Annotated in this window: 27 protein-coding genes; 17 read left to right on the forward strand and 10 right to left on the reverse strand. The window is 72.0% G+C overall.

Going from position 1 to position 26,363, the window contains the following annotated elements; genetic code table 11:
* The first annotated feature begins 31 nt into the window (after positions 1-31).
* From ASE14_RS12365 to ASE14_RS12375, 3 genes are read left to right on the forward strand one after another with little or no spacing between them, the layout of a single operon-like run.
* On the forward strand, positions 32-763 hold the full coding sequence (locus tag ASE14_RS12365; protein ID WP_056654890.1) for an ATP-binding cassette domain-containing protein: 732 nt from the start codon (positions 32-34) through the stop codon (positions 761-763).
* Positions 763-2,847 carry a YhgE/Pip family protein gene (locus tag ASE14_RS12370; protein WP_056654892.1) on the forward strand — a complete coding sequence of 695 codons (2,085 nt, stop codon included), beginning with the start codon at positions 763-765 and terminating at the stop codon, positions 2,845-2,847. Before ASE14_RS12365 ends, ASE14_RS12370 begins: the two co-directional genes overlap by 1 nt.
* Before the next feature lie 38 nt (positions 2,848-2,885).
* Positions 2,886-3,440, forward strand: coding sequence for a TetR/AcrR family transcriptional regulator (locus ASE14_RS12375; RefSeq protein ID WP_056654894.1), 555 nt, complete (start codon positions 2,886-2,888; stop codon positions 3,438-3,440).
* Between the two features lie 6 nt (positions 3,441-3,446).
* Here ASE14_RS12375 and ASE14_RS12380 read toward each other — a convergent pair whose 3' ends face one another.
* The 3 genes from ASE14_RS12380 to ASE14_RS12390 all read right to left on the reverse strand — a co-directional run bounded on the left by ASE14_RS12380 (position 3,447) and on the right by ASE14_RS12390 (position 6,927).
* Positions 3,447-3,743, reverse strand: a complete 297-nt coding sequence (locus ASE14_RS12380; RefSeq protein ID WP_056654896.1) for a hypothetical protein — start codon at positions 3,741-3,743, stop codon at positions 3,447-3,449.
* Positions 3,731-4,258, reverse strand: coding sequence for a hypothetical protein (locus ASE14_RS12385; RefSeq protein WP_056654898.1), 528 nt, complete (start codon positions 4,256-4,258; stop codon positions 3,731-3,733). Before ASE14_RS12385 ends, ASE14_RS12380 begins: the two co-directional genes overlap by 13 nt.
* Positions 4,259-4,377: 119 nt before the next feature.
* Complete coding sequence (locus tag ASE14_RS12390) at positions 4,378-6,927, reverse strand: AAA family ATPase (protein ID WP_056654900.1); 2,550 nt, start codon at positions 6,925-6,927, stop codon at positions 4,378-4,380.
* 145 nt (positions 6,928-7,072) lie between these two features.
* Here ASE14_RS12390 and ASE14_RS12395 point away from each other — a divergent pair, with 145 nt between their 5' ends.
* The gene (locus ASE14_RS12395; RefSeq protein WP_056654902.1) at positions 7,073-7,405 is read left to right on the forward strand and encodes a multidrug efflux SMR transporter; all 333 of its coding nucleotides are present in this window, start codon (positions 7,073-7,075) and stop codon (positions 7,403-7,405) included.
* A gap of 111 nt (positions 7,406-7,516) precedes the next feature.
* On the opposite strand, the gene ASE14_RS12400 is transcribed toward ASE14_RS12395, so the two are convergent.
* Entirely contained in the window at positions 7,517-8,812 is a 1,296-nt protein-coding gene (locus ASE14_RS12400; protein ID WP_157372964.1) for a hypothetical protein, read from the reverse strand.
* A gap of 188 nt (positions 8,813-9,000) precedes the next feature.
* Entirely contained in the window at positions 9,001-9,705 is a 705-nt protein-coding gene (locus tag ASE14_RS12410; protein ID WP_056654908.1) for a GAP family protein, read from the reverse strand.
* A 108-nt stretch (positions 9,706-9,813) separates the two neighbouring features.
* Here ASE14_RS12410 and ASE14_RS12415 point away from each other — a divergent pair, with 108 nt between their 5' ends.
* From ASE14_RS12415 to ASE14_RS12425, 3 genes are read left to right on the forward strand one after another with little or no spacing between them, the layout of a single operon-like run.
* A complete protein-coding gene (locus ASE14_RS12415; RefSeq protein WP_056654910.1) occupies positions 9,814-10,992 on the forward strand; it encodes a sensor histidine kinase in 1,179 nt (392 codons plus the stop codon).
* Complete coding sequence (locus ASE14_RS12420) at positions 10,989-11,633, forward strand: response regulator transcription factor (protein WP_056654912.1); 645 nt, start codon at positions 10,989-10,991, stop codon at positions 11,631-11,633. Before ASE14_RS12415 ends, ASE14_RS12420 begins: the two co-directional genes overlap by 4 nt.
* A gap of 45 nt (positions 11,634-11,678) precedes the next feature.
* Positions 11,679-12,479 (forward strand): DNA/RNA non-specific endonuclease, encoded by an 801-nt coding sequence (locus ASE14_RS12425; protein WP_056654914.1) that lies wholly within the window; start codon positions 11,679-11,681, stop codon positions 12,477-12,479.
* A 3-nt stretch (positions 12,480-12,482) separates the two neighbouring features.
* Here the strand turns inward: ASE14_RS12425 and ASE14_RS12430 are convergent, their stop codons facing one another.
* Positions 12,483-13,706, reverse strand: a complete 1,224-nt coding sequence (locus tag ASE14_RS12430; protein WP_082600632.1) for an AI-2E family transporter — start codon at positions 13,704-13,706, stop codon at positions 12,483-12,485.
* 131 nt (positions 13,707-13,837) lie between these two features.
* Between ASE14_RS12430 and ASE14_RS12435 the strand changes: the two genes are divergently transcribed.
* The 3 genes from ASE14_RS12435 (at position 13,838) to ASE14_RS12445 (ending at position 17,439) form a co-directional block, all read left to right on the forward strand.
* Entirely contained in the window at positions 13,838-15,430 is a 1,593-nt protein-coding gene (locus ASE14_RS12435; RefSeq protein ID WP_056654916.1) for an FAD-dependent monooxygenase, read from the forward strand.
* A 27-nt stretch (positions 15,431-15,457) separates the two neighbouring features.
* Positions 15,458-16,408 (forward strand): EamA family transporter, encoded by a 951-nt coding sequence (locus ASE14_RS12440; protein ID WP_082600635.1) that lies wholly within the window; start codon positions 15,458-15,460, stop codon positions 16,406-16,408.
* 113 nt (positions 16,409-16,521) lie between these two features.
* Positions 16,522-17,439 (forward strand): NAD(P)-dependent oxidoreductase, encoded by a 918-nt coding sequence (locus ASE14_RS12445; protein ID WP_056654918.1) that lies wholly within the window; start codon positions 16,522-16,524, stop codon positions 17,437-17,439.
* A 6-nt stretch (positions 17,440-17,445) separates the two neighbouring features.
* Here the strand turns inward: ASE14_RS12445 and ASE14_RS12450 are convergent, their stop codons facing one another.
* Positions 17,446-17,931, reverse strand: coding sequence for a MarR family winged helix-turn-helix transcriptional regulator (locus ASE14_RS12450; protein ID WP_056654920.1), 486 nt, complete (start codon positions 17,929-17,931; stop codon positions 17,446-17,448).
* Positions 17,932-17,978: 47 nt separating this feature from the next.
* On the opposite strand from ASE14_RS12450, the gene ASE14_RS12455 reads away from it, so the two are divergent.
* The 3 genes from ASE14_RS12455 (at position 17,979) to ASE14_RS12465 (ending at position 19,448) form a co-directional block, all read left to right on the forward strand.
* Entirely contained in the window at positions 17,979-18,206 is a 228-nt protein-coding gene (locus ASE14_RS12455; RefSeq protein WP_235511301.1) for a hypothetical protein, read from the forward strand.
* 151 nt (positions 18,207-18,357) lie between these two features.
* Positions 18,358-18,786, forward strand: a complete 429-nt coding sequence (locus ASE14_RS12460; RefSeq protein ID WP_056656323.1) for a cupin domain-containing protein — start codon at positions 18,358-18,360, stop codon at positions 18,784-18,786.
* An 11-nt stretch (positions 18,787-18,797) separates the two neighbouring features.
* Complete coding sequence (locus ASE14_RS12465) at positions 18,798-19,448, forward strand: class I SAM-dependent methyltransferase (RefSeq protein ID WP_056654924.1); 651 nt, start codon at positions 18,798-18,800, stop codon at positions 19,446-19,448.
* Positions 19,449-19,493: 45 nt separating this feature from the next.
* Here ASE14_RS12465 and ASE14_RS12470 read toward each other — a convergent pair whose 3' ends face one another.
* Positions 19,494-20,072, reverse strand: coding sequence for a GIY-YIG nuclease family protein (locus ASE14_RS12470; RefSeq protein ID WP_056654926.1), 579 nt, complete (start codon positions 20,070-20,072; stop codon positions 19,494-19,496).
* Between the two features lie 174 nt (positions 20,073-20,246).
* On the opposite strand from ASE14_RS12470, the gene ASE14_RS12475 reads away from it, so the two are divergent.
* Positions 20,247-20,912 (forward strand): hypothetical protein, encoded by a 666-nt coding sequence (locus ASE14_RS12475; RefSeq protein WP_157372965.1) that lies wholly within the window; start codon positions 20,247-20,249, stop codon positions 20,910-20,912.
* Between the two features lie 95 nt (positions 20,913-21,007).
* Positions 21,008-22,210, forward strand: coding sequence for an MFS transporter (locus tag ASE14_RS12480; RefSeq protein WP_056654929.1), 1,203 nt, complete (start codon positions 21,008-21,010; stop codon positions 22,208-22,210).
* A gap of 60 nt (positions 22,211-22,270) precedes the next feature.
* Here the strand turns inward: ASE14_RS12480 and ASE14_RS12485 are convergent, their stop codons facing one another.
* Positions 22,271-23,611 (reverse strand): FAD-dependent oxidoreductase, encoded by a 1,341-nt coding sequence (locus ASE14_RS12485; protein ID WP_056656327.1) that lies wholly within the window; start codon positions 23,609-23,611, stop codon positions 22,271-22,273.
* A 102-nt stretch (positions 23,612-23,713) separates the two neighbouring features.
* Here ASE14_RS12485 and ASE14_RS12490 point away from each other — a divergent pair, with 102 nt between their 5' ends.
* A complete protein-coding gene (locus ASE14_RS12490; protein ID WP_056654931.1) occupies positions 23,714-24,073 on the forward strand; it encodes a metalloregulator ArsR/SmtB family transcription factor in 360 nt (119 codons plus the stop codon).
* A 71-nt stretch (positions 24,074-24,144) separates the two neighbouring features.
* Here ASE14_RS12490 and ASE14_RS12495 read toward each other — a convergent pair whose 3' ends face one another.
* A complete protein-coding gene (locus ASE14_RS12495) occupies positions 24,145-25,464 on the reverse strand; it encodes an FAD-binding oxidoreductase (RefSeq protein WP_056654933.1) in 1,320 nt (439 codons plus the stop codon).
* A 113-nt stretch (positions 25,465-25,577) separates the two neighbouring features.
* Here ASE14_RS12495 and ASE14_RS12500 point away from each other — a divergent pair, with 113 nt between their 5' ends.
* Complete coding sequence (locus ASE14_RS12500) at positions 25,578-26,186, forward strand: dihydrofolate reductase family protein (RefSeq protein ID WP_056656330.1); 609 nt, start codon at positions 25,578-25,580, stop codon at positions 26,184-26,186.
* Positions 26,187-26,363: the final 177 nt, after the last annotated feature.

Genomic DNA, 26,363 nt, shown 5'->3' on the forward strand with positions numbered 1-26,363 from the left:
ACTGGTCAGTACAAATCGAGAAGGATGCATCGTGTCGATCATCGTGCGGGCGCACGAACTCGCCCTCCAGTCCAAGCGCGGCCCCGTCTACGGCCCCGTGAACGTGGTCGCCGACCGCGGCCTCACCGTGCTCCACGGCCCGGCCGGCAGCGGGCGCACGTGCCTGCTGCTCACGCTCGCGGGGCGCATGAAGCCCTCGAGCGGCACCGCGGAGGTGCTCGGCCACGAGCTGCCCCGTCGCGCCCGCCCGGTGCAGCGCGCGACCGCGATCGCCGGGTTCCAGGGCATCGACACCCTCGAGGAGTCGGTGACCGTCGGTGCGGCCATCCGCGAGCGAGCCGCCTGGCTCGCGCCCTGGTGGGCCGTCGTGCGCCGCACCGACGACGCCGAGCTGCGCCGGGTGCTCGCCCCCGTCTTCGGCGAGGTGCCGCTGCCGTCGGCCGACACCGTCATCTGGGACCTCGACGAGGTGCAGACGGTGCTGCTGCGCATCGCGCTCGCGATGATGAGCGAGCCCGAGGTGCTCTTCTTCGATCAGATCGAGCAGTTGCAGGCGCCCTCGGCCCGCCTGACCCTCTGGCGGCGACTCGACGCGATCGTCCGCTCGGGCACCGCCGTCGTGGCATCCGCCGCCGCGCCCGACACCGCGCTCTGGACCGAGCTCGGCATCGCACCCCTCACCTTCGACCTCACCGCAACCGCGCCCGAGGCGCCGGCGACCGCCGACCCCGACGCCATCGACCTCATCCTGGAGCACGCCTGATGTTCGCCTTCCTCTCCTCCGGCACGGAGCTCCGCCGCTTCCGCAAGGGCGTGCTGCCCAAGATCGCGCTCGTCGTGCTGCTCTTCATCCCGCTCATCTACGGCGCCCTCTATCTCTGGGCGTTCTGGGCGCCGACCGACGAGCTCAAGAACCTGCCCGTCGCCCTCGTCAACGAGGACGCCGGGGCCAGCGTGGGCGGTGAGAAGCTCAACGCGGGCGACGACCTCGTCGCCGAGCTCACCGGCCGGAACGACCTCGACTGGCAGGTGACGGATGCCGCGGACGCCACCGCCGGCGTGACCGACGGCGACTACTACTTCGCCGTCACGATCCCGAGCGACTTCTCGGCCAGCGCCGTCTCCGTCGGCACCGACGACCCGAAGCCGGCGACGGTCGAGGTCGACTACAACGACTCCAACAGCTTCCTCGCCTCGACGCTCGGCCAGCAGGCCATGGTCCAGCTGCGCGACACCGTCGCAGAGCAGGTCGGCCAGCAGACCGCCGACGCGATGCTCGTCGGCCTGAACGACGCCGGCGACGGCATCCGTTCCGCCGCTGACGGCGCGACCACCCTCGCCGACGGCATCGCGACCGCGAACGACGGCGCGGGCCGGCTCGTCGTCGGCCTCGGCGACCTCGCGAGCGGCGCGAACGCCCTCGACGCCGGCGCCGCGCAGCTCGCCGACGGCACGGGCACCCTCGCCGGCGGCCTCGACCAGCTCGCCGCCGGCGCCGGCACGCTCTCGGGCGGCGCGACCCAGGTGGCGGATGGCGCGACCGAACTCTCCGCCAAGGTGAACGACGCCGCAGGCGGCTCGGCGGTGCTCGCGCAGAAGGCACACGGTCTCGCCGACGGTGCGGCCGGGATCGCCGCGAAGACCGGCGAGCTCACGCAGGGCACCGCGCTGCTCTCCGCGAAGATCGCGAGCCTCGAAGCCGACCTCGCGGGGGAGCAGGGCGCAACGGTCGACGTGCCCGCCCGCCTCGCCGAGATCCAGGCGATCGCCGACGGCGTCGACGGCGCGGCCCAGACGGCACTGCCGACGGTGCAGGGGTACGCAGGGCTGAGCAGCCAGTACGCCGGCGCCGTCGACCAGCTCTCCGCCGGACTCTCCGCGGGGGCGGCGCCGGCGGCCCAACTCGCCGCGGGCGCCGCCCAGGTGCGCGACGGTGCGTCGACGCTCTCGGCCAAGTCGGGCGAAGCGGCATCCGGAGCCCACACGATCGCGAGCGGCGCCGCGAGCCTGAGCGCCGGGACCGGCGATCTCGTGGACGGCACCGGTCGACTCGCCGACGGCGGTACGCAGCTCGCCTCGGGGGCGACGCAGCTCGCCGACGGCGCGGGCACGCTCGCCGAGAAGCTCGGCGAGGGGGCTGAAGCTGCACCGCAGCTCAGCGACGACGACATCGAGACGAGGTCCGGCGTGATGGCCGCGCCCGTGCAGCTCGACCAGAGCTGGCAGAACCAGTCGAAGAGCTTCGGCGAGGGCTTCGCGCCGTTCTTCATCGCCCTCGCCACCTTCGTCGGCGGCCTCATCACCTGGCTGATCCTGCGCGCACTGCCGACCCGGGCGCTCGCCGCCTCGGCAACGGGCCTGCGCGCCGTGATGACCGGCTTCCTGCCCGCGATGGCCATCGGCCTCGGCCAGGTCGTGATCATGATGCTCGTGCTGGTCTACGGCATCGGGCTCGAACCGGCCTACTGGCTCGCGACCTCGGCGTTCATCTACCTCGTGACCCTCGCGTTCCTCGCCCTGCAGCAGATGTTCATCATCGTGCTCGGCACCGCGGCGGGCCGGGTCGTGAGCCTGGTGCTGCTCATGCTGCAGCTCAGTTCCTCGGGCGGCACCTACCCCGTCGAGACCACGCCGCAGTTCTTCCAGATGCTGCATCCGTACATGCCGGCGTCCTACGTGGTGAGCGGCCTGCGCGAGCTCATCACCGGCGGCGTGGACTCTAGACTGTGGCTTTCAGTGCTCGTGATGGCCGGCATCCTCGTGGGTTCGCTCGCGATCAGCGCCTGGAGCGCCGGCAAGCAGCGCATGTGGAGCGTCAGCCGCCTGCACCCCGAACTGGCGATCTGAGCCGGGCCCCCGGCTCGAGCGATCGAAGAGGAGACACCATGGCCCGCGCGAACACCACGAAGCGCGCCATCCTCGACGCCGCGCTCGAGCTGGCGGCCACGAAGGGCATCACCGGCACGACGATGGACGAGGTCGCCGAGCTCGCCGGCGTCGCCAAGGGCAGCCTGTACTACAACTTCACCTCGAAGGACCAGCTCTTCGAGGCCCTGCTGCAGGAGGGGGTCGGCGCGCTCGCCGACTCCCTCCGCAGCGCGAAGGGCGAGCTGCGCGGATGGGACGCGGTCGACGCGCTCGTGATCCGGCTGCTCGACGTCATCGCCGAGAACGCGCCGCTCGCGAAGCTCATGGCGTCGGAGATCTTCCGCACCGACCGGGCCTGGCAGCAGACCCTGTTCGCGCTCCGGCACGATGCGCTCGCCGTGTTCGCCGAGGCGATCGACGAGACGGATGCCGCGGCCGGCCGCAGCGGCATCATGGCGTCGGGCGTCTTCGGAGCGGTGCTCATGTCGGGGCTCGAGTGGCTCGTGTTCGAGCCCGATCGCGATCGCGACGAGGTCTCGGCCGCCATCCTCGCGACACTCCGCGTGGGCTGAGCGCCGCTAACGGCGCTGCGAACGCATCTCGCGCACGCCGAGCGCGACGAACACGATCGCGACCACGAGGGCGATGCCGGCCACGCCGGAGGGCCCGATCGAGCCGAGCAGCGCGGCGAATCCGGCGCGGCGGCCAGAGGAGCCGTCGGCGACTTCGTCCCAGAGCGGGGTGAAGCACGCGACGGCGATCGCGAGGGCGATCGCGCCGCCGCCGAACCAGCCCCACGGCGTCTCGCGCTCGTCGTCATCCTCGGCGTGCGGTCCGGCCACGTCCTGCGGTTCGGTCGGCTCTACGGACGCCACACCACACCTCCGTCGAAGTTCGAGGAGCCGACGTAGACCCCGGTCACGCCGTTGTCGCCGTCGGAGGAGAGCGGGAAGCATCCCGAGACCGTCTCGCCCGACGCGAGCGCCTCGACGATCTCGGTCGGGCTGCCGCCCGCCGCGCCGCCGCACTCCTCCATGCCGATGAAGGTGGTGTCGAGGTAGTCGCCGTTCGCGAGCTCCGCGTAGATGCCGGAGAAGAGGATGTTGAGGGTCGCGGGGTCGTCGACCGCGTCGCCCGTGTAGCGGAAGTCGATGTCGGCGAACCAGACCTCGTCGCCGTCGGCGTAGGCCTCAGCGAGCTCGGCCGGCGCCTCCTCGAGCGAGGTCACCGCGACCTCGACCGGCAGCTTCGACTCGCCGACGGCGATGTCGAACGTCGCCGACTCGCCGACCTTCTTCGTCTCGGGGCCCGCGCTCGAGCATCCGCTCAGCATCATCGTCACTGCAGCACCGGCTGCGGCAAGCGCCACCAGGTTCGGCTTGGTCGCCATTCGTGTCTCTCTCCTCTGCACACTGCCGCGGTCGCGGCGGACCCATCCTGCGGCGGGCGGCGAGGTGTTCGGCAGTTTCCCGAACGACCCCGAACGGGCCGAACCGGCTCGACCGACCGTCAGCCGAGCTGGGCGACGCGTTCGCGGAGTGCTGCGACGCGCACGTGGCCGATCGACTCCACGAGGTCGAGCGAGTGCCGGGCGGCGGCATCGGCGGCTGGGCGGTCGCCGCCCGCTTCCAGCAGGATCGAGTGCACCGCGAGGGCCCGTGCCTGCTCCAGGGGGTCGCCGATGGCCGAGGCGACCGCCAGCGCGGCATCCGCCCGCTCGCCGGCGATGGTGAGGTCGCCCGCAGCCACGCCGATCTCGGCGAGCGTGTTCAGGGCGTCGGCCTCGACCAGCGGCCAGCCGACCTCCCTGGCCTCGCGGAGTGCCGCCTCGCCCTTCGCGATCGCGTCGTCGAACCGACCGCGGGCGAGCTGCACGTGGGCGTCGAGCACGTCGAGCTCGGGCTCGACCTCGATGCCCTCCGAGCCGTCGAGCATGGCGCGGCACTCCGCGATGGTCGCCGCGGCTCCGGCGATGTCGTCCGCTGCGACGAGGATGCCGGCTCGCACGACCCTGAGGTACGAGGCCGAGAACCCCGTCGTGCCGTTCCGGATGAGCTCGTCGATGTCGTCGAGGGCGTCGGCGGTGCGGCCGATCGCTCCGCGGAACATCGCGCGGTTCGAGCGGATGATCGCGAGGTTGACCTCGTCACCGGACGCTTCGCTGATGCGCCAGGCCTGCTCGTACCCGGCGGCGGCCTCGGCCGACCGACCGCGGAGGCGCGAGAGGTCGGCAAGGTTGCCGACCGCCCGCCCCTCGGTGATGCCGTTGTCGAACTCCGACGCGCGCCTGCGGGCGGTGCGATACGCCTCCTCGGCGAGGTCGTAGCGGCCGAGCATGCGCTGCACGTTGCCGATGATGTTCCAGCGTCGCCCGGGCATCGCCTCGGTGCCGGTGCGTTCGGCCCGGTGCAGTGCCGCGAGGGCGGCGTCGACGTCGCCGAGGCGCTCGGAGGCACGGGCGAGCAGCTCGGCGATGTCGCCGCGCTCACCGGGTTCGGCCGAGGCATCCGCTCGCACCAGCAGGTCGTGGGCCTCGGCCCAGTACCCGGCGTCGCCGAGCGGCTCGGCGAAGCGGTGAGCGAGGCCGACGAGTTCGCCGCGGAGTCCGAGCTCGTCGGCGAGCAGGGCCGCAGCATGGAGTTGCCCCACCCCGACCCGGTCGAGCCGCGAGTGATCGGCGACGAGGCGCACGAACGTGCGGCCGAACTCCCGGCGCACCGAGAGCGGGTCGGCGTCGAGCGCGAGACGCCGGGCGAACGCCCGCACCGTGTCGTGCATGTTGATGAGGCCCGCCTCGGACTCCACGAGGTGCAGCGAGGTGAGACGGCGGATGCCGGAGGCGGCGCCGGGTGCGAGATCGGCGACGATGGCGCGGTCGATCGGCGCCGAAAGCTGCCCGAGCGACCGGAAGAGCGACATCGCGTCGTCGTCGAGGGTGGCGACGGTCGAGCGGAGGAAGGGGCGCACGCGTTCGTCGGCGTCGCCGCTCTCGAACCGTTCGGCGACATCGTCGAGGCTCCAGCCCGGATTGTCGCGCGCGAATCGTGCGATGACGGAGAGATCGAGACGGATCCCGCCTGACGCCCGCGCCAGCCGGGAGACCGCGTCGGCGGTGTCCGGTGTGATGCGATCGCCGAGCTCCCGGCCGAGGGCGGCGATCGCCTGGTCGGCGGTGAGCGGCTCGACGACGACCCGCCGCACGCGAGGAGCCGGTGCCCGCTCCGCGGACTCCCCGCGCCCGCGATCGATCTCGGCCTCGAGGTCTTCGAGCATCGCGCGCGAGGTGACGATGATGCGCGCGCCGGGGGCCCCGATCAGGAGCGGTGCCACCGCGGCCACGGCTGCCGCGTCTTCGAAGAGCAGGAGCGTCGGGCGGCGGGCGCACGCCTCCGCGATGCGCCGCCGGAGGATCTCTGCCCCAGCACGGTGCTCGGTGCGTGCGCCGAGGGCGCGTGCGACCCCGCGCAGCGCCTCTTCGGAAGCCACCGGCGACTGCACGCTGTCATAGCCGCGCAGTTCGATTCGGAGGGCGAAGTCGACCCGGCCGGCCGTACGTTCACCCTCGGCGAGTCGCCGGGCGAGCATGCTCTTGCCGACTCCGGGCAGCCCGGTGATGAGGAGCACCGTGCCGGGGACGACGGCAGGGGTCGATGGCGACGGGGTCGAGGAGGTCGAGTGCGCCGTGCGGTCGGCGCCCAACTCCGTGACGACGACGTGGTCGCCGAGGGTGGCTCCCGTCAGCCGGAGGGCGAGGCGCCGCCAGGCCTCGGCGGGGCCGACCGGCACGCCCAGCGCGAGCACGATGTCGCCGACGAGCTCGGCGTCGATCCGTCGGCGATCGGGCCGGAAGCAGTCGTACACCGTCACGCGACCGGGAGCGGAACCCGATCCGCTCCGCTCGCGGATCTCCGCGACGCGTCGGGTCAGCTCGGCATAGCTCGGCGCGCCCTGATGGAGGCGGAGTCCCGCAAGGGCCCGGGCGAACGCGGCGTACCCGTCGACGCCGGGCGGCGGCCGGAGCAGGGGCGAGTCCGCATCGGTTCGCGAGGGTCCGTTCACAGCCGTTCGTCTGCCTTTCGAGGCGATCCGGGCATGTCGAATGGTCACGGCCCGCGCAGTTCCACCACCCTACCGAGCGGGTCGTCATCGACCTGCACTAGTGTCGGATGCCGCCACTCCCGTCACGAGAAACGGAAATCCATCCATGGCCTGGCTGTTCCTCATGCTCGCGATCGTCTTCGAGGTCGCGGCGACGAGCTTCATCGGCAAGACCGAGGGCTTCACGAAGCTCTGGTGGACGGTGGGCGTGCTCGCCGCCTACGGGGTGTCGTTCGCGATGCTCGCCCAAGCGGTGCGCGAGCTCGAGATCGGCATGGTCTACGCGATCTGGTCGGGGGTCGGCACCGCGGTGATCGCGACGATCGGCGTGCTGTTCCTCGGTGAGAGCCTCACGATGCCGAAGCTCTTCGGCATCGGGCTGATCATCGCCGGCGTGATCGTGCTCAACGTCTTCGCCGCGCCCGCCGCGCACGCCTGAGCGGTGTCGGGCACCACAGCCCGAGCGCTCGACGCCGGGGTTCCACTGGGCGCAATTCGTCGTGGGTGCCGCCCTGCTCGTCGGCGCGTGGTGCGTCAATGCGTCAGCAGGTCAGTCCCACTCGACGACGGCGTCGTCCTCGGCGAGGTTCATCGACGGCGTGCCGAGCGACGGGGCGAACAGCACCGAGCAGGTACCGGTGGAGCCGTCCTTCGTGCACTCCGCGGTGACTTCGACGGAGCCGAGGTAGCCGCCCTTCACCAGGGTGGGCACGTCGTAGTCGAGCTCGGGATCGAACGCGCCGATCTCGGCGCGCGTCTCGGCGGGCAGCGAACGGGTGATCGTGCCATCCGTGAGCTGGGTTCCGTCGCTCAGCGTCGCAGGGATCGCCAGCCCGCAGCCGGCCTCGAGGGTCGTCGTTGCGATGCAGGCGTCGACCGAGGCAGAGACGGCCTGCCGGAACGCGTCCGCGGCCTCGGTCGTGAGCGCGGCGTCCATGCCGCTCGTGTCGGGGTACTCGCTCGGCGAGGTCATCAGCACGACGGCATCGCCCTCGATGGCGAACCCGTCGACAGCGACGCCGTACTCGTAGGCGCCGGGGAGCGCATCGACGTACTCGCCGCTGACCGGGATCCCGTTGATGGTCGGCTCGAGACCGTCGAGGTGGTAGACGCTCAGCTGTCCGGTGCCGCCCGAGATCTTCCACTCGTCGGAGTGGCGGTAGACCGAGAGTTCGGTCGACACGGCGGTGTCTCCGATCGAGTACGTGACGGGCACCGTGCCCCAGTCGCCGGTGACGTCGGGTTCGCCGATCACGATGTCGGTGAGCGGGGCGAGCTTCTGCGAGACCGCGAGGGCCTCGTCCGTCAGCAACGGGCCGGACGCCGTCGCCTCGAGGAACGAGACCGCCGTCTCGGCGTCGGCGTCGGCGATGGCGGTGAGGTAGGCCTCAGCCGTCTCCTCGACGTTGCCGGCTCCGCCGCCGACCGCGCCGACCGCTGCGCCGACCGCGAACACGCCGCCGATGATCAGGGCGATGAGCAGCGCGAGGCCGCCCGCGACGATGCCGATTATGGCACCGGTGCCGAGGCCCTTCCGCGGAGGCGCGGCCGGGGCCTGCACCGCGGCCGGGGCGTACATCGGTGCGGCCGGTGCCGGCATGTCCGCCGGGACGGCCGCCGGGATGGCCGGTGCCGGCATGTCCGCCGGGATGGCCGGTGCCGGCATGTCCGCCGGGACGGCCGCCGGGACGGCCGCCGGGATGGCCGGTGCCGGCATGTCCGCCGGGATGGCCGGTGCCGCCGGGACGATCGGCGCCTCGCTCGGTGCCGTCTGCGGCGGAGCCTCCGCCGCGGCCGTCTCGGGAATGGTCTGCTGAGGCTCTTCGCCCCGGGAATCGTCAGTCAATGTTCCCCCTTCGATGGCCAAGCCTAGGTGCGCGGTGGAGGGGGCTCGGCCAGGAGGGGGTGGAGGACTCCCCATTGCGGTGTCGGTGGGTCGTGGTCGACTCCCGATGGCCGCACCAGCATCGAACATTTCGCGGATGACGCGGCGCATGTACTCCTCGAGCGGCCAGGTGCCGAGCGCTGGCCGGCCTAGGGGAACAGCTCGAGGGCGGATGCGGCGTCCCGGGCGAGAAGGAAGCCGACGATTCCGACGATCCACGCGGTGTTCTCTGCCGAGTTCTTCTCGAGCCAGGCGGCGAGCTTGGCGAGCGGCGGCTCGACGAGCCGTCGGGCGACGACTCTGGCCGTGAGCAGCACGAGTGCCGGGACGATCATGACGAGACAGTAGATGGCAAGCACCCCTGCCCACACTTGCGGTGGCAATCCGGCTGCCGTGATCATTCCCACCGCGCCGAGATAGGGGAGCATCGTCGCCAACTCCACGAGTCCCGCACCGAGGGCGAGGGCGACCACGAGGGTCGGTGCGCCGTCGCCCATCGCGCGGTCGCGAAGCAGGGCGAGCCGATTGGGCGGGCGTTCCTCGCTCTCCGGCCTCTTCCGGTCGATCCAGAAGCTCCCGATCAGGAGCCCGGCGCCGAGGACGAGCTGGGTCCAGCGAGCGGCCGGGGAGCGGAGCAGTTCGGAGAACCCGCTGAGCAGGGCATCGGCGCCCGCGGTGAGAGCCAGGCCGACGAGGAAGTAGAACACCGCGATCGTGGCCAGGTAGAGCAGGACTCGTCCGGTGCGCACGCGTCCGGGGGCGACGAGGAAGAACAGCGGGATGAGCAGGGTCCCGATGCTCAGGCTGTCGACGAGGGCGAGGGCGGCCAGTGTGAGGCCGAGGTCCGGAGTCATACCTCCACTTTCGGGGCGGGGCGGCGCGCCGTGCATCGGGCGAAGGATGACCCGCTCGTACATCCTTCGGAGGACCGCCGCCGCCGCGGCGTGTGCTGTGATGGGGGCATGGAGTGGCAGAACGCGGCGGTCGTGCGGGAAGCGCTGCGTCTCTACGCCGCCCGGCCCGATCTCGTGACTGCGCTCGCCACGGCGGCCGCAGGCATCGCGTTCATCGCGATCGGGCTGACGAATCTCTGGTCGGACGCCACGTGGGCGCCGGAGATCAGCCCGTGGTGGCATGTCATCCCGATCCTCGCCGGCTCCGCGCTCATGCTCGGCAAGCGGCGCCGCCCGATGACCATGCTGCTCGCCGGCGCCGTGGTCGCTGGCGTCGACATCTGGCTCGGCGGCAGCCTCGGCATCGTTCTCGTCTCCTTCGACCTCCTCTACTCCGCAGTTCTCTACGGGCGGGCGAGCCACGTCCGGGCACTCCTCGTCGTCATCGTCGTGCTCGTGGTCGCGTCCCTCGTCGGGCCGCTGCTCACCGGCGCGAACCTGCAGGCCGCTGTGCTCCTCGCGCTCCAGGCGTTCTTCCTCCTCGGTACCCCGTACTGGTGGGGCATGTCCGTGCGCCGGAGTCGCGAGGTGGCGGCCCTGTCCGAGGCACGGGCACGTGACGCGGAACGCTTCGCCGGCAGCGTCAAGGCCGACACCGTGCGTGAGGAGCGCGGCCGGATGGCGCGCGACCTCCACGACGTCATCGCGGGCAACCTCTCGGCGATCGCGATCCATGCTGAAGCGGCGCTGTCTTCCGCGAGCCCGGCGCATGATCGGTCTGCACTGCGCGCGATTCGGGAGGCGAGCATCGATGGCCTCGACGAGATGCGCTCGATGATCCTCGTGCTGCGATCCGGAACCGATCCGCTCATCGTCCCACCGCGCCTGGCGGAACTGGCCGATCTCGTGGCGCGGAACTCCGCGGTGGCGGTCACCATCGTCGGCGACACGCCGCAGGTCCCCACTGCGATCGACCAGGCGCTCGCCCGCATCGTCGGCGAAGGTCTCAGCAATGCGGAGCGCCACACGCCAGGAGCGGATGTGGAGATCCGATTCCGTGCGACCGAGGCCGAGGCCGAGGTGAGCATCCTCTCTCGAGGCGGCACCCCGTCGGCGCCGACGATCGGGACCGGCCAGGGCCTCAGCCTGCTCCGGGAGCGCGCCGAACTCCTCGGCGGCACCCTGGTCGCGGCTCCGGTCGACGATGGGTGGCGGCTTCACGCACGCATACCGCGGAGCGCCCAATGACCGTGCGCGTCCTCGTCGCCGACGATCACGCCGCCATCCGGGCGGGTCTGCGCGCGCTCCTCGAGTCCGCGGACATCGAGGTGGTGGGTGAAGCCGCCGACGGCGCTACGGCGGTGCGCAATGCGCGCGCCCTTCGACCCGATGTCGTGCTCATGGATGTCCGCATGCCCGGCACCGACGGCATCGACGCGACACGGACGATCGTGGCAGAGGCGCTCGCCGAGGTCCTCGTGCTCACCACGTTCGACCTCGATGAGTACGTCTTCGGTGCCGTGCGAGCGGGCGCGGCGGGATTTCTCTTGAAGTCCGCGAGCGCTGGAGCCCTGCACGCCGCGGTGCACGCGGTCGCCCGCGGCGAGGGGGCGCTCGCGCCCGAGGTCACTCGCCGGATGCTCGACGCATTCCGGACGGCTGCGGCACCGGCCGAGCCGGATCCGGTCATCGCGGAGCTGACCGAACGTGAGCGCGAGGTACTCGCCGGGCTCGGACGCGGTCTCTCCAATGCCGATCTCGCCGGCGAGCTCGGCATCAGCGAGTCGACGGCGAAGACGCATGTCTCTCGCGTGCTCGGAAAACTCGGCGTCGCGTCGCGCATGGAGGCGGCGGTTCTCGCGCGGCGTGCGGCGCTCGACGAGATGTAGCCGGGCATCTCGCGCCGTGTCACAGGGTCGTGGTCGACTTGGCACATGGGCTTCGACGAGCGGTTCCTGGGTGTTCCTGCGGCGATGCCACGAGCCGGCGAAGCGGATGCCGCGGCGGTCGTCGAACTCGAATACCTCCACTTCTCCGTGGTGCTCGACACGGCCAGGCGACTGGCGCTGGTCACGGGGGTCAACGTCGACGGGCCATCGCTCATCGACCTCCCGCGCGGCGACGAGTGGCGACTCGACGAGCGCATCCCCGCCGACTGGCAGGCCGGCCCCGAGATCTACGCCCGCAACGACTTCGACCGGGGGCACCTCGTGCGTCGCCGCGACCCCGTGTGGGGCGCGCCCGAGGTCGCTGCGCGCGCGAACGCCGAGACGTTCCGCTACCCCAATGCGGCACCGCAGGCCTCGGGGTTCAACCAGTCGAAAGAGCTGTGGCTCGGCCTCGAAGACCACGTGCTCGGTCACGCGGAAGCGTACGGGCTGCGGCTCAGCGTCTTCACGGCGCCGGTGCTCGCCGCCGGCGACCCGCCGTACCGCGGCATCCGGGTGCCACTCCGGTTCTGGAAGGTCGTCGCGTGGAACTCGGGCGGCCGGCTCGCGACGACGGCCTTCGTCGTCGACCAGGCGCCGCTCGTCGGCGCGGCTGAGCTCGTGGCGCCCGCACCGGGGGAGGCCCCGCCGCTCGGCCCGTTCCGCACCTTCCAGGTGCCCGTCGGCGACGTCGCCGGCCTCACCGGTCTCGTGATGCCCGAGCTCGTGGCCGCCGACGTGCTGCCCCAGACGCTCGCGGCCGCCGGATGGCGCCGGCTCGAGGCATCCGACGACATCGTGCTCTGACGCTCAGCCCGTGGCGGCCGGGCTCTCGGCCGAGGTGTCGTTCGGGCCTCCCGCATCGCCCGCGTGCCTCGCCTTGCGGGCGGCCTTCGCCGCAGCATCCGACTCGGCCATGATGCTCTTCGTCTCGTCGAGCTCGCCGAGCATCGGACGCATCCAGAAGGAGTTCGGATTCGAGTCGACGAGCAGCATGCGGACGAGCAGCGTGAGCGGAATGGCGAGGATCGCGCCGATCGGGCCGATGACGACGGCCCAGAAGAGCACCGAGAAGAACGTGATCGTCTGGCTGAGCGCCACGGCGTTGCCGACGACCCGCGGCTGGATGACCGACTGGATCACGGCGTTGACGACTCCGTACACGACGATCACCGCGATCACCATCGGCCAGCCGCCGACGAGGGCCGCGAAGACGATCGGCGGGATGATCGCGATGAAGTAGCCGATGTTGGGGATGAAGCTGCAGAGGAACGCGAGCAGACCCCAGATGAACGCGCCGGGCACCCCGATGATCGTGAGCGCGACCCAGTTCACGAGGCCCTGGGCGAGGCCCAGCACGGTCGTCACGATCATGTAGCGGCGCACGTTGTGCGCGTAGTTCACGAGCGAGACCACGACGAGCGGGCGGTGCGGCTTCAGCTGGCGGAGCAGGGTCGGCAGATAGCCGGCGTCCATCGCCATGAGCAGCAGCATCGTGAAGAGCACGACGAGGGTCGTGGTCCACCCGGCGAGGCCGCCGACGACGCCGCCCACGAAGCCGATGAGGGTGCCCGGGTCGAAGTCCGCGAACAGGGAGGACACCTCGTCGGCGCCGATGCCGATCGAGACGAGCCACTGCGCGACACCGGCGCCCCAGGCCTTGATCTCGTCGGCGTACTCCGTCAGCAGGGTCGCGAACTGGCCGAACGCGACCATCACGGCGTAGCCGAAGGTGATGAGCAGCAGGACGACGGCCGTGATGACCGATCCGGTGGCGATGCCGCGTGGCACGCCGCGCTCCTCGAGCCACATGCGCAACGGGTGCGCGCAGATCGTCAGCACGAGCGCGAAGAAGACCGGGGCGACGATGCCGGCGATGCCGGCGATGCCGAACGCGGCGAGAGCCGCGCCGCCGAGACCCATCAGGATGAAGGCGTTGCGGTGCTCACCGCCCGGAGCCTCGAGCTTCGCGGCCGCGTCCTCGGCCTCGTGCGCGCCGGCCTTCGGCTCGGATCGCTTCCTGTTCCACCACATGGTGACTCCACTCAGCGAGCGGGCCCGCTCGCGCCTGTGCTCACGATAGCGAGCGGGACGCGCCGTGCCGCGGATCGCCTCGCCACGCAGTGCGGGTGGCATCCCGATCGGAGCGGTGCGACAGTTGAGGCATGGGCAGGGCCGCCGAGCGTCTCGACACCGACGTACTCGTCGTCGGCGCAGGCCCGAGCGGACTGATGCTCGCGGTGTGCCTCGCGAAGCTCGGGGTCGACGCGGTCATCGTCGACGGCAAGCAGGGGCCGACGCGCGAGTCGCGCGCGCTCGCCGTGCAGGCGCGCTCGATGGAGCTCTACGACCAGCTCGGACTCGTCGACCGCGTGCTCGCTGAGCGTTCGTCGGCGACGACCGTGGTGCCCGGCGCGGGCCGAGGGGGGCGCCCGTTCGGGCGCATCCGGCTGCGCGCCCTCGGCGCGGGGGTCACGCCCTACCCCGAGATCACGGTGTTCGAGCAGAGTCGCAACGAGCAGTTGCTCGTCGACGCGCTCGGCGAGCTCCGGCGGGAGGTCCTGTGGGGGCACCGGCTCGAGCGGCTCGAGGTCGAGACGGGCGCGGCGGGTGCGGGCGACGGCGCCGGCGGGGCAGGGCGCGCAGCGGGTGCCGCGGCATCCGTCACCGCCGTGCTCGCCGGGCCCGACGGACCGGTCACCGTGCACGCCCGCTACTGCGTCGGCGCCGACGGCGCGCACTCGGTCGTGCGGGAGTCGCTGGGCATCCCGTTCGAGGGCGTGACCAACGAGCACACCTTCTACGTCGCGGATGCCTCGGGCGTCATGGGACTCGTCGGCGACGCGATCAACGTGCGCGTCACGGCCGAGCACTTCCTGCTCGCCTTTCCCATGGGCCCCGGACGGGCGCGCCTGCTCGGGGTCGTCCGCGACCGCGATCGCGACGAGCACGGCGAGCTGCCCGAGTCGTTCGTGCAGGGCATGCTCGATCGCGAGTTCGGCGTGCGGTACGCGGCATCCGCGTGGTTCACGACGTATCGGCTGCACCACCGCCTCGCCGCGCGATTCCGCGACGGGCCGTGCTTCCTCGTCGGCGATGCCGCGCACATCCACTCGCCGGTCGGGGCGCAGGGCATGAACACCGGGCTGCAGGAGGCGCACGATCTCGCGTGCACGCTCGCCGACGTCCTGGTCGGCGGCATGCCCGACGCCCGGCTCGACCGGTACGAGGCCGAGCGGCGCCCGGTCGGCCGGGTGCTCGTCGCGACGACCGACCGCGCCTTCGCCGTCGTGACCTCCGATGCGCCGCTCGCCCGATTCATCAGGGGTCGCGTCGTGCCGGTGATCGGCCCGCTCGTCGTCCGGGTGATGCCGCGGCTCGTCGGCGGCCGTCGCGTGTTCGGATACCTCTCGCAGACCCGTATCCGCTATCGGGTGCCGGATGCCTCGGGCACGCGTCGCGACTCGGCGGTCGGCGTGCGGCTGCGGTGGACGGGCGAGAACTACGCCGCCCTGCGGTCGATGCAGTGGCAGCTGCACGGCTACGGCGTGCCCGAGCGGGCGGTGCGCCGCATCGCCGCCGAACTCGGGGTCGAGGCGCACGCGTTCCCGCGCGACGACGGGCGGCCGCGTCATGCGCGGCTCCGGCGCGATCGGGTGTACCTCGTGCGCCGCGACGGCTTCGTCGTCGCCGAGGTGCCGGCACCCGGCACCGGTGCCGACCTCGACGCGGCGCGGGCCCGCCTCGCCGGATTCTGAGGCGCGCTCGACGACGCGTATCGTCGTATGGTGACCGACCAGACGACGCCCGGGCCGGCGACCACGCCGGCTCCCACGCATGGCGCGGCGAACCGCCGGAGCCTCGCCGGAGCTGCGACCCAGCTCGGCACCGAGGTGTCCATCAACTTCGGCTCATCGCTCGCGGGCCTCGTGATCCCCGTCGTCGGCTCCTTCGTCGTCGTCGCCGTGCGACAGCTCGTGATGGTCGTCGCCGTGCTCCCGTTCTACCGTCCGAAGCGCGGCGAGCTCACGTGGCGCCGGCTGTGGCCGGCGGTCGCGCTCGGCGTCGTGCTCGCCGTCATGAACCTCGCCTTCTACGAGTCCGTGCACCTGCTGGGCCTCGGCGTCGCCGCGACGATCGAGTTCCTCGGGCCGCTCGCGATCGCACTCGCGAGCTCGCGCCGTGCGCTCGACGCGGTCTGCGCGCTCGCCGCCGGCGCCGGCGTCGTGCTGCTGGTCGGCCCCGGGGCCTCGGATGCCGCGGCCATCGACCCGTGGGGCCTGGCCCTCGCCCTCACCGCGGCGGCGGCCTGGGCCGGGTACATCCTGCTCACCCGCCGGGTCGCCGTGGGGCTGCCCGGGCTCGAGGGGCTGACCGTCGCGAGCATCGTCAGCCTCGTGCTGCTGGTGCCGTTCGCGGTGGCGACCTTCGACCCTGCGGTCATCGACTGGGCGATCGTCGGCCTGTTGCTCGGGGTCGGCGTGCTGTCATCGGCGCTGCCCTACAGCCTCGACACCTGGATCCTGCGCCGCATCTCGCCGCGCATCTACGCGATCGTCACGAGCTTCGGCCCCGTGATCGCGGCCGTCTTCGGCTGGCTCGTGCTCTCCGAGACGTTCTCGCCCACCGAGGTGATCGCCATCGTCATCGTGTGCGGCGCCGCGGGCACTGCGCTCGCCACGCAGCGGTCGCGGCCGAAGTCGCAGCTCGAGCAGACCGCCGAGGGCATGGCCTGACGCGCGATCGGCGGCGGCGGTAGCCGCAGCGGGACGCACCGTCGTATCGTGGGAGCGGGCGGACCCGTGGGGATACCGCCGAGTGCTTCACGTCGACGACGTCGGGAGGGACCATGGCCACCATCGCATGGATCGGTCTGGGACACATGGGCGGCCCGATGGCGGGCAACCTCGTCGCGGCCGGGCACATCGTTCGGGGCGTCGACCCCGTGCCGGCGGCGCGCACCGCGGCCGCCGAGCGCGGCGTGCGCATCGTCGCGACCGTCGAGGAGGCGGCAGAGGGGGTCGACGCGGTCTTCACGTCGCTGCCGCGCAGCGAGCACGTGCGCGAGGTCTACGGCGGCGAGGACGGCGTGTGGTCGGCGGCACCCGCCTCGGCGCTGCTGCTCGACACCTCGACCGTCGACGTCGCGACGTCGAGGTTCTGCCACGAGGCATCCGTCGAACGCGGCTTCCGCTTCGTCGACTCGCCCGTCTCCGGCGGCATCGCGGGCGCCGAGGCGGCCACGCTCACCTTCATGCTCGGCGGCGATCCTGCGGATGTCGCCGAGGCCACGAGCCTCGTCGAGCCGCTCGCCGCGCACGTCTTCGACCTCGGTGGCCCCACGATGGGCATCGCCGCGAAGCTCGCGAACAACCTCATGCTCTTCGTCTCGCTGCTCGGCGTCTCCGAGGGGGCGCAACTCGCCGCCGAGCTCGGGCTCGACCCGGCGAAGTTCTTCGAGGTGGCCTCGGTCTCGTCGGGGGAGTCGTGGCCACTGCGCACTTGGTACCCGACGCCGGGCGTCGTGCCGACGAGCCCGGCGAACCGCGGGTTCGACGCCACGTTCTCGGCCGTGCTCGCCGAGAAGGACCTCTCGTTCGCGGTCGCGGCGGGCGAGGCGGCCGGACTGCACATGCCGGCGTCGCGCATCGCCCTCGAGCAGTTCGAGCGGCTGATCGAGGAGGGCTTCGGCGGCAAGGACGCGAGCCTCATCGTCAAGTACGCCTCGGCCGACGGCCGGGTCGCCGGGTTCGACCCCGAGGCCTGAGCCGGATCAGTCGTGCTGCACGGCCTCGATGACCTCGGTGAGGCGGTCGCGCAGGCTGCCGAGCTCGTCGAGGCTCATGCCGAGCCGGTCGACGACCTGCGGCGGGATGGTGAGGGCCTGCTCGCGCAGGGCCTGCCCGGCGGGGGTGAGTGCGACGTCGAGGGCGCGCTCGTCGCGGGCGCTGCGCTCCCGGGTGAGGTAGCCCTGGGCCTCGAGCCGCTTGAGCAGCGGTGACAGGGTCGCCGGCTCGAGCTGCAGCGCCTCGCCGAGGTCGCGCACGGTGCGCGGGCTCCGCTGCCAGAGCGCGAGCATGACGAGGTACTGCGGGTGGGTGAGCCCGAGCGGTTCGAGGATCGGTCGGTAGATGCCGATCACGCCGCGCGCGGCGACGGCGAGGGCGAAGCAGACCTGGTTCTCGAGGGCGAGCAGGTCGTCGGATGCCGCTGCAGCCGTCGTATCGGCGGTGTCGGGGAGTGCGCTTCGGGCGTTCATGGGCTTCCAGTATGACGTGGCGGCAAATAATTAGTACACTAATGATTGTGACACGAAGAAAGCGGGACACGCCACCCGGAGCCCAACGCGGCTACGCCGGCTTCATCGACTGGCTGAACGCGAAGCTGCTGCCCTACATCGGGCCTCCGCCGCTCGGCCCGTACGACGAGGAGCCGGTGCAGGCGACACCTCCCGCCTGCCCGCTCTGCGGTGCTCCGATGTCGAGCCACACGATCGATCGTTCGTTCGAGCGCACGCAGCTGCACTGCCCCTGACGTCGGACGCGTGTACTCACGCTCGTCCGGCGTCGAGATGACGCATGTGGTCGGAACGACCGCGAGCATTCCGACAACACGCGCCATCTCGATGTGCGGTGGAGCGCGCGGGGGTACGTCCCGTGTCGGCACCGCCCGTTACAGTGACGACGTGAGCGACTACGAAGTGTTGGAGATGGGCGGACTCGACGCGTGGCGGGAGCATTTCGGCGGCTTCCGCCCCGACAGCTCCCGCGACGGGCGACGGGTCGTCGACCACGACCTGGCCATGCAGTACATCGGCATGACGGCGAACGCCTTCGAGCCCGCTGAAGAGGCGGGCTACTGGCACACGCACTCGCACATCGAGGAGGTCTACGTCTTCCTCGCCGGCCGGGGGCAGATGGGCCTCGACGACGCGGTCGTCGACGTCGGCCCCGGCAGCGTCGTGCGCGTCGGCCAGGGCGTCTGGCGCACCTGGCGCTGCTCGCCCGACAGCCCCGAGCAGCTGCGCTGGCTGTGCATCCGCGCGGGCGGCAACGAACTGCCGCATCTTCCGGATGACGGCCGGCGCGACCCCGACCGCCCGTCGCCCTGGTAGCCGGCGACGGCATGGCGACCGAGCCGGCGGCCGACACCTCGACGGCCGAGGTGCGGGATGCCTACGCCGGGCGAGCCGAGGAGTACATCTCGTTGTTCGGCTCGGTCGACGACGCGCACGAACTCGACCGCGCACTCGTCTCCCGGTGGGCCGAGCGCGTCGACGGGCCGGTGCTCGACGCCGGGTGCGGGCCGGGCCAGTGGACCGACCACCTCATGCGGCTCGGCCACGACGTCGAGGGCGTCGACCTCGTGCCCGCGTTCGTCGCGCGGGCGCGTGACCGATTCCCCGAGGTCCCGTTCCGGGTGGCGTCGTTCGACGACCTCGGCGTGCCCGATGCCTCGCTCGACGGAATCCTCGCGTGGTACTCGCTGATCCACCTCGCGCCGGCACGGGTGCCGGCGGCCCTCGACGAGTTCGCGCGCTGCATCCGCCCGGGCGGAAGCCTGCTGCTCGGCTTCTTCGACGGCGCGCGTGTCGAGCCGTTCCCGCACAAGGTCGTGACCGCCTACTTCTGGCCGCCGTCCGCGATGGCGGAGCGCCTCGAGGCCGCGGGGTTCACGGTCGAGGAGGTGCACACCCGCACCGATCCGGGCGTCCGACCGCACGCTGCGATGATCGCGCGCCGCACCGACGCCGAGACGGCATCGGTCCTCGGGTAGCGGAGCGCGCGCAGCGCCGAGCCGCGGCCCCCGGCCGCTCGCCTGCTACCCCTGAGTGGCCAACCGTCGGCTCACCCAGCGGTCGTACTGCGCCCAGGGATCCGCGACGCCGAGCCGCAGCTCGGCGATGTGCGCGAGCAGCTCGTCGTGCACCCCGAACCATTCGGTGCCCGCGAAGCGGTGCACCGCGAACTGCGCATGGCGGCGCTGCTCGACCGTGCGATCGCCGAGCTCGAACGCGAGCACCTCGTCGTGCGGCAGGCTCGCGACGCGCACGCGCGGGTTGCCCGAGGTGCCGATCTTGATCTGGTCGCGGTAGCCGAGGTAGTAGACGACGTCGACCCTGGGGTCGGCCACCGCGACATCGGGCACGTCGCCGACCCGCCACTCGCAGACCGCGCAGATTCGGCCCGAGGGGTACTCGACACCGACACGGGACCCGCAGACGAGACAGGGGCCGGGCAGCAGGTCGGTCACACCGACGCCGCGTGCGATCCAGTCGTAGGCCGCGAGCAGGTGCCCGGTGCAGAGGTCGAGGGGTGCGCCCGCCTCGACGGTCGCCTGGCACGGCCCTTCGTCGAGGCGGATGCTGCACGCCCGCACCGGGGCATCCGCTCGGTTCATGTCGGCAGGCTACCTGCGACCACCGACGCGGATGCTGGACGCCTGCTCCGCGACATCCGCTCGGTTCATGTCGGCAGGGCTGATCGAGACCACCGACGCGACTGGGGGCCGCGATAGGCTCGATCTCCGACCGCTGAATGGCGGGCGGACACCGACGTTCGGAGGTCGATCGGCATGCCCATGTGGCGCAAGCGGCAGCGACGACGGTTCAGGCCGTTCGATCGCACCGCCCTGCCCGAGGCGCCGACGCCCACCTTCGACGAGATGCTCGCGGAAGGCGTGCTCGTCGCCGAGTCGGCCGGGCGCATGGCGCTGAAGAACCGGATGATCGTCGAGGCGCTCCGCGGTGAGGAGCCGTTCGCTCCCGAGCGCGCCGCCGCCGCCGCGCGCGAGGTGCTCTACGAGCTCGTGCAGGAGGCCGATGAGGTCGCCGAGCGCACCGGCGAGGCCCGCTCCACCGCAGCGAGCCGCGAGGGCCGCTCGTCGCACGAGCACGACTACCGGCGAGCGGATGCCGCGAACCTCCGCCGCCGCGAACAGGTCTACGCCGCCGTGGCGAAGGAACTGTGGGTGCGCCGCAACGATCCCGAGTTCCTCAGGGCCTTCGCCGAGCGTGCACGGGAAGAGGCGTGGGAGGAGGTCTCGGGCGCGATCGAGACCCGCCTCGATCGCGAGTGGGGCGAGTGGCCCGCGATCGAGGTCGACGAGACCTACGAAGCCGAGCGCGACGACCGCGTGCGCGACTTGCTGGCCGACCTCGACAAGGGCGTCGCCGCCGCAGCGGCCGAACGCGCCCGGCGCGAAGAGGCGAACGACCCGTTCCGCGGGTTCGCGGGCTGAGCGAGGGCGGCCGCTGAGGGCGGCCGGCCGAGGGTTCATCGAGGGTTCACGGCTCGCGCCACGGGGCATCCGCGCTCCGCGATAGCGTGGGGGAGATGAGCCGCGCCGACCGCATCGACGACGTCGAGGCGCCGCCCCTGCCAGCGGGTCGGCCGGGTCTGCGGCTCGCGGCGCTGTCGATCGGGCAGATCGTCAGCTGGGGCATCCTCTACTACGCGATGATCGTCGCCGCGCCCGAGGTCGCCCGTGAGACGGGCTGGTCGCTCGTCGCCATCACCGCCGCGTTCTCGGGTGGGCTCGTGGTGTCGGCGATCGTCGGCGTGCTCGTCGGTCGGCTGCTCGACGAGCGCGGCCCGCGCCGCGTGATGAGCATCGGGTCGATGATCGGGGCGGCTGGCCTCGTCGGCGTGGCGCTCGCGCCCGACCTCATCGTCTTCGCCGCAGCATGGCTCGTGTGCGGCATCGCGCAGGCGGCCGTCCTCTACCAGGCCGCATTCACGGTGATCACCCGGCGGTACGGCGATCGGCGCCAGGTGCCGATGACGATCCTGACGCTCGCCGGAGGGCTCGCATCGACGATCTTCGCCCCGATCGTCGCCGGCCTGCTCTCGGTGCTGGACTGGCGGGCGACGTTCCTCGTGCTCGCCGCGGTGCTCGCCCTCGTCACGGTGCCGGTGCACCTGCTCTCGCTCGAGCGGCGCTGGCCGCATCGACCCGTCGAGCACCATGAGACCCATCACACCGTGGGGTCGGTGCTCCGTACCCGGCGCTTCTGGATGCTCGAGATCTCGATGGTCGCCCTCGCCGTGGCGATGCTCAGCGCGACGCTCGCGGCGGTGCCGCTGTACATGGAGAAGGGGCTGACGTTCGAGATGGCGGCGCTCGCACTCGGCCTCATCGGCGCGGGTCAGGTGATCGGGCGCCTGCTGTTCCTCGTGCTGCCGCGCGGGGTCCGCCCGTGGGTTCCCGTCTCCGTCGTGTGCGCGCTCGCCGCGGCGTCGCTCGCAGCGCTCGCGTTCGTGCCCGGCCCGACCTGGCTGCTCATCGTGATCGGCATCGTCGCCGGCGCGGTGCGGGGCGCGCAGACGCTCGTGCAGGCGTCGGCCGTCGCCGATCGGTGGGGCACGCGCAACTACGGCGCGATCAACGGCGCGTTCGCCGCGCCGATCACGATCGCGGCCGCGCTCACCCCGGCGATCGGTCCGGCGGTCGCCGCCGGGGCGGGGTCGTATGCCGCGATGACGGCGATCATGGCCGGGCTCGCGCTCGTCGCGGCGTTCACCGCGCGGGCGAGCTAGGCAGGCGCAGGCGCAGGCGCAGGCGCGGCGCCGGCGCGCGCGGCGCCGGCGCGGACTCGCTCAGCCGCAGCAGCTGCCGGAGTCGGCACCCGGCTCGGCGCTCGCGCCGGTCGAGCACACGCCCGTGGCCGGCAGCACGAGAGCGACGTCGCGAGCGGCGGCGGCATCGCCGGCCAGCCAGGCCGTCACCGAGCGCACCTGCTCGTAGCCGGTCGCGAGCAGGAACGTCGGCGCCCGGCCGTAGCTCTTCATGCCGACGATGAAGAAGTCGCGCTCCGGCTGCTGGAGCTCGCCGAATCCGTGCGGCTCGACCGTGCCGCACGAGTGCACGTTCGGGTCGATGAGCGGGGCGAGCCGGCGCGGGGCCTCGACGATGTCGTCGAGCTCGAGCCGGATCTCGCGGAGCATCTCGAGGTTCGGCCGGAACCCGGTGGCGTTCACGATGCGGTCGGCCGAGATCGTCTCGAGCCCATCGCCGCGGCGGCCGGTGATGCGGGCGGCGGATGCCTCGTCGCCGGCGCCGCGCGCGAGGCGCACGATCTCGAAGCGATCGACGAGCTCGATGCGCCCGGCAGCGACGAGCGCGTCGACGCGGGCGCCGATCGAGGCCCGAGCCTGCAGTTCGTCGTCGGGCGCGGTCGAGACGCGGGCCGCGGTGGCGTTGCGGATGACCCAGGTGATGCGGGTGCCGGGCTCCTGCTCGGCGAGTGCCGCGAGGTTCAGCAGGGTATTGGCGGCCGAGTGACCGGCGCCGACGACGACGGTGTGCTGTCCGGCGAACAGCGCCCGGTCGCGCCCGAGCACGTCGGGCAGCGGGTGGCTCACCAGATCTTCCACCTCGGAGAGACCGAGCGGGTCGATGCCCGAGGAGCCGAGGCTGTTGGGGGTGCGGTACGTGCCCGAGGCGTCGATGACGGCTCGTGCGGTGAGCTCCTCGACGCCGTCGGCCGTGCGGATGCGGAGCAGGAACGGCGTCTGCGCGCGACCGGCGGTGCGCGTGCGGTCCATGCCCTCGCGGGTGACGTCGGTGACCTCGACGCCGAGGCGGGTGCGCTCCGCGATCGCGGGCAGTGCGGCGAGGGGGGCGAGGAACCGCTCGACGAGCTCGGTGCCCGAGGGCAGCGAGTCCGCCGGAGGCGCCTGCCAGCCGGTCGCGGCGAGGAGCCGCTGCGATGCCGGGTCGACGAGGTGCCGCCACGGCGAGAAGAGCCGGGTGTGCCCCCACTGGGCGACGCTCGCGCCGATGCGGTCGCCGGCCTCGAGCAGCACGAAGTCGAGCCCGCGCTCGACGAGGTTCGCTGCGGTGGCGAGTCCGATCGGACCGGCGCCGATGATCGCGACGGGCAGGGCCTGCAGCCGCGAGGGGAGGGTCCTCGGTGCGGTGAGGTCGATGAGGGTCATCCGGGTGCTCCATTCATCGGAGGTCGTCATTCATTGAAGTTCGTCGATACAGAAGTGTGGTCGCTATATCGATGGATGTCAATATATGAGAGACTGCTGTTCATGACGATCGTCGAGCTCCCCGTGGTGGACGTCGCAGCCGCGCCCGAAGCGTGCTGCGCACCGCTCACCCGCGCGACGATCACCGCCGACGACGCCGAGGTCTTCGCCCGAACGCTCAAGGCCATCGCCGACCCCGTGCGGCTGCGTCTCGTCTCGATCGTCGCGGCATCCGAAGGTCAGGAGGCGTGCGTGTGCGACCTCACCGAGCCGGTCGGCCTCAGCCAGCCGACCGTGTCGCACCACCTGAAGATCCTCACCGAGGCCGGCATCCTCTCGCGCTCGAAGCGCGGCACGTGGGCGTACTACCGCCTGGTGCCGGGCGCGCTCGAGGCGATCGCCTCGCCGCTCGTCAGCGTCTGAGTCGGCACCCCGACGACGGGCGGGCGAGCGGATGCCGCGGGCATGCCGCCGCGACATCCGCTCGCCGTTGCTCAGCCCGCCGGCGTGATGTTGTGGTTGCGCCGGAACGCGTTGCCCGGGTCGAGCCGCGCCTTCACCCGGCGCAGCCGCTCGAGGGTGGCCGGCGGGTACATCGCCGCCGTGATCTCGTCACTGTACTCGGCCGCGAAGTTGCCGTAGACGCCGCTCGTGAACGCGAGGGCGGCATCGCTGCCGGCCTTCACCGCCGCGACCTGCTCGGGCGCGGCGTCGGGCGCGACCACGCCGTTGACGATCAGGAGCGTCTCGGCGTCACGGAAGGCGATCGCCGTGGCGTCGGGCGCGACGCGTGAGAACGCCCCGCCGAGGGCGCGGAGCAGCACCATCGTCGGCACCTCGCGGGCGTAGGCGGCCGCGACGGCGTCGAGCGCCGCGTCGGAGAGCTCGGGCACGAAGCCGTTGCCGCCGACGAACCGGAACGGCGGTCGCCCGGGTGGAGCATCCTCGAGCAGCTCGCCGTACGTGCTCGGCGCGATCTTCGCCTCGGTGACCGACGGCAGCTCGAGCAGCGGCGCGAGCAGCTCGCGGAGCTGCGCCTCGCTGCCCTGCAACGCCACGCCGAGCTGCGGACCGCCGGGCATCTCGGGCCCGAACGGTGGCACGAGCATGAGCGACGAGTTCAGCTCGTCGGGACCCGTGCGCATGACGTCGCGCCAGGCGCGCAGCAGCGCGGGAACGTCGGACCGGTCGAAGGTCACGTGACCGGCGACGAGTCCGTCGGCAGGCACGGCCTGGAAGACGAAGCGGGTGACCACGCCGAAGTTGCCGCCGCCGCCGCGCAGCGCCCAGAACACCTCGGGGTGGGCCGTCTCGTTCACGGTCAGCACCTCGCCCGCCGCGGTCACGAGCTCGACCTCGCGCAGCGCGTCGATGGCGAGCCCCTGCCCGCGCACGAGCCAGCCGATGCCACCGCCGAGGGCGAGGCCGCCGACGCCGACGTCTCGGGTGTCGCCCGAGCTGATGCCCAGGCCATGCGGAGCCAGTGCCGCAGCGACGTCGCCCCAGCGGGCGCCGCCGCCGACGCTGACGAGGCCCGCGGCGTCGACCTCGATCGCGGTGAACTCGGCGAGGTCGACGACGAGGCCGCCGTCGACGGGGAGGAGGCCGTGTCCGCCGCTGCGCACGGCGATGGGAAGACCGGCGGCTGCGGCGAGGCCGACGGCGGCCGCGACCTCTTCCGCGGTATGCGGCCGCACGACCGCTTCGGGTTCGCCGACGCCGGCGAAGACAGTGCGGCCGGCGTCGTATTCGGATGCGCCGGGACCATGGGCCCGGCCTGGAACTCGCTCACTCAGTTCGGAGAGAAGAGACATTTCTGCAGTCTTGCAGCGGCCCGCGACATCCGGAACGGTGCTCGCTCAGCGCTGAATCGGTGCGTTCGCATGCACCGGTGCGGGTGTCGGCGGGGCGGCGTACGGTGTCGCGCATGACGTTCAACGACGGCCTCGTCACGGCCAACCTCTCGATCTCGCTCGACGGCTTCGTCGCCGGGCCGAACCAGACGCGCACCGACCCGCTGGGCGAGGGCGGTGAAGACCTGCACCGGTGGATGTTCGAGCAACCCGACGAGAACGCCTCGATCGTCGAGCAGATCCTCGCGCCGCGCGCCTACATCATGGGTCGGAACATGTTCGGGCCAATTCGCGGCGAGTGGACCGACGAGGAGTGGAAGGGCTGGTGGGGCGACGAACCGCCGTACCACGGGCCGGTCTACGTGCTCACGCACCACCCGCACGACCCGATCCCGATGGAGGGCGGCACCACGTTCCACTTCGTCACGACCGGCATCGAGGACGCGCTCGCGCAGGCGAGAGCTGCGGTCGGCGACGGGCGCATCTCGATCGCGGGCGGCGCGAGCACCGTGCGCCAGTACCTCGCCGCCGGCCTCATCGACCGCATCATCGTCACGATCTCGCCGATCATGCTGGGCAGCGGCGAACGGCTCTTCGAGGGGTTCGCCGGCCCGTCGCTCACTCCCGTCGATGTGCTGAACACCCCGCTCGCGACGCACATCACCTACGAGCGGCTGCGCTGACGTCACCGACGGCCGACCGGCTCCGGTCGAAGGTGTCACGTGGTGTCACGTGTCAAAGCATTTGACACGAAGCGAGAACGTGTAAAAAAACCGCCGAATCTTTATATATGCGCACGGCGTCGCGGTAGCGTGCCGCACATAACGTCGCCTTCCTCAAGCTGCTCACTCGGGATGAGG

The sequence above is a fragment of the Agromyces sp. Root81 genome (assembly GCF_001429165.1).
Classification (GTDB): Bacteria; Actinomycetota; Actinomycetes; order Actinomycetales; family Microbacteriaceae; genus Agromyces.

Coding starts and splice junctions, on each gene's coding strand:
- ASE14_RS12370 (WP_056654892.1), top strand. CDS start 763: ATGTTCGCCTTCCTCTCCTCCGGCACGGAGCTCCGCCGCTTCCGCAAG.
- ASE14_RS12375 (WP_056654894.1), top strand. CDS start 2,886: ATGGCCCGCGCGAACACCACGAAGCGCGCCATCCTCGACGCCGCGCTC.
- ASE14_RS12385 (WP_056654898.1), bottom strand. CDS start 4,258: ATGGCGACCAAGCCGAACCTGGTGGCGCTTGCCGCAGCCGGTGCTGCA.
- ASE14_RS12395 (WP_056654902.1), top strand. CDS start 7,073: ATGGCCTGGCTGTTCCTCATGCTCGCGATCGTCTTCGAGGTCGCGGCG.
- ASE14_RS12410 (WP_056654908.1), bottom strand. CDS start 9,705: ATGACTCCGGACCTCGGCCTCACACTGGCCGCCCTCGCCCTCGTCGAC.
- ASE14_RS12415 (WP_056654910.1), top strand. CDS start 9,814: ATGGAGTGGCAGAACGCGGCGGTCGTGCGGGAAGCGCTGCGTCTCTAC.
- ASE14_RS12420 (WP_056654912.1), top strand. CDS start 10,989: ATGACCGTGCGCGTCCTCGTCGCCGACGATCACGCCGCCATCCGGGCG.
- ASE14_RS12425 (WP_056654914.1), top strand. CDS start 11,679: ATGGGCTTCGACGAGCGGTTCCTGGGTGTTCCTGCGGCGATGCCACGA.
- ASE14_RS12430 (WP_082600632.1), bottom strand. CDS start 13,706: ATGTGGTGGAACAGGAAGCGATCCGAGCCGAAGGCCGGCGCGCACGAG.
- ASE14_RS12435 (WP_056654916.1), top strand. CDS start 13,838: ATGGGCAGGGCCGCCGAGCGTCTCGACACCGACGTACTCGTCGTCGGC.
- ASE14_RS12440 (WP_082600635.1), top strand. CDS start 15,458: ATGGTGACCGACCAGACGACGCCCGGGCCGGCGACCACGCCGGCTCCC.
- ASE14_RS12445 (WP_056654918.1), top strand. CDS start 16,522: ATGGCCACCATCGCATGGATCGGTCTGGGACACATGGGCGGCCCGATG.
- ASE14_RS12450 (WP_056654920.1), bottom strand. CDS start 17,931: ATGAACGCCCGAAGCGCACTCCCCGACACCGCCGATACGACGGCTGCA.
- ASE14_RS12465 (WP_056654924.1), top strand. CDS start 18,798: ATGGCGACCGAGCCGGCGGCCGACACCTCGACGGCCGAGGTGCGGGAT.
- ASE14_RS12470 (WP_056654926.1), bottom strand. CDS start 20,072: ATGAACCGAGCGGATGCCCCGGTGCGGGCGTGCAGCATCCGCCTCGAC.
- ASE14_RS12475 (WP_157372965.1), top strand. CDS start 20,247: ATGCCCATGTGGCGCAAGCGGCAGCGACGACGGTTCAGGCCGTTCGAT.
- ASE14_RS12480 (WP_056654929.1), top strand. CDS start 21,008: ATGAGCCGCGCCGACCGCATCGACGACGTCGAGGCGCCGCCCCTGCCA.
- ASE14_RS12485 (WP_056656327.1), bottom strand. CDS start 23,611: ATGACCCTCATCGACCTCACCGCACCGAGGACCCTCCCCTCGCGGCTG.
- ASE14_RS12490 (WP_056654931.1), top strand. CDS start 23,714: ATGACGATCGTCGAGCTCCCCGTGGTGGACGTCGCAGCCGCGCCCGAA.
- ASE14_RS12495 (WP_056654933.1), bottom strand. CDS start 25,464: ATGTCTCTTCTCTCCGAACTGAGTGAGCGAGTTCCAGGCCGGGCCCAT.
- ASE14_RS12500 (WP_056656330.1), top strand. CDS start 25,578: ATGACGTTCAACGACGGCCTCGTCACGGCCAACCTCTCGATCTCGCTC.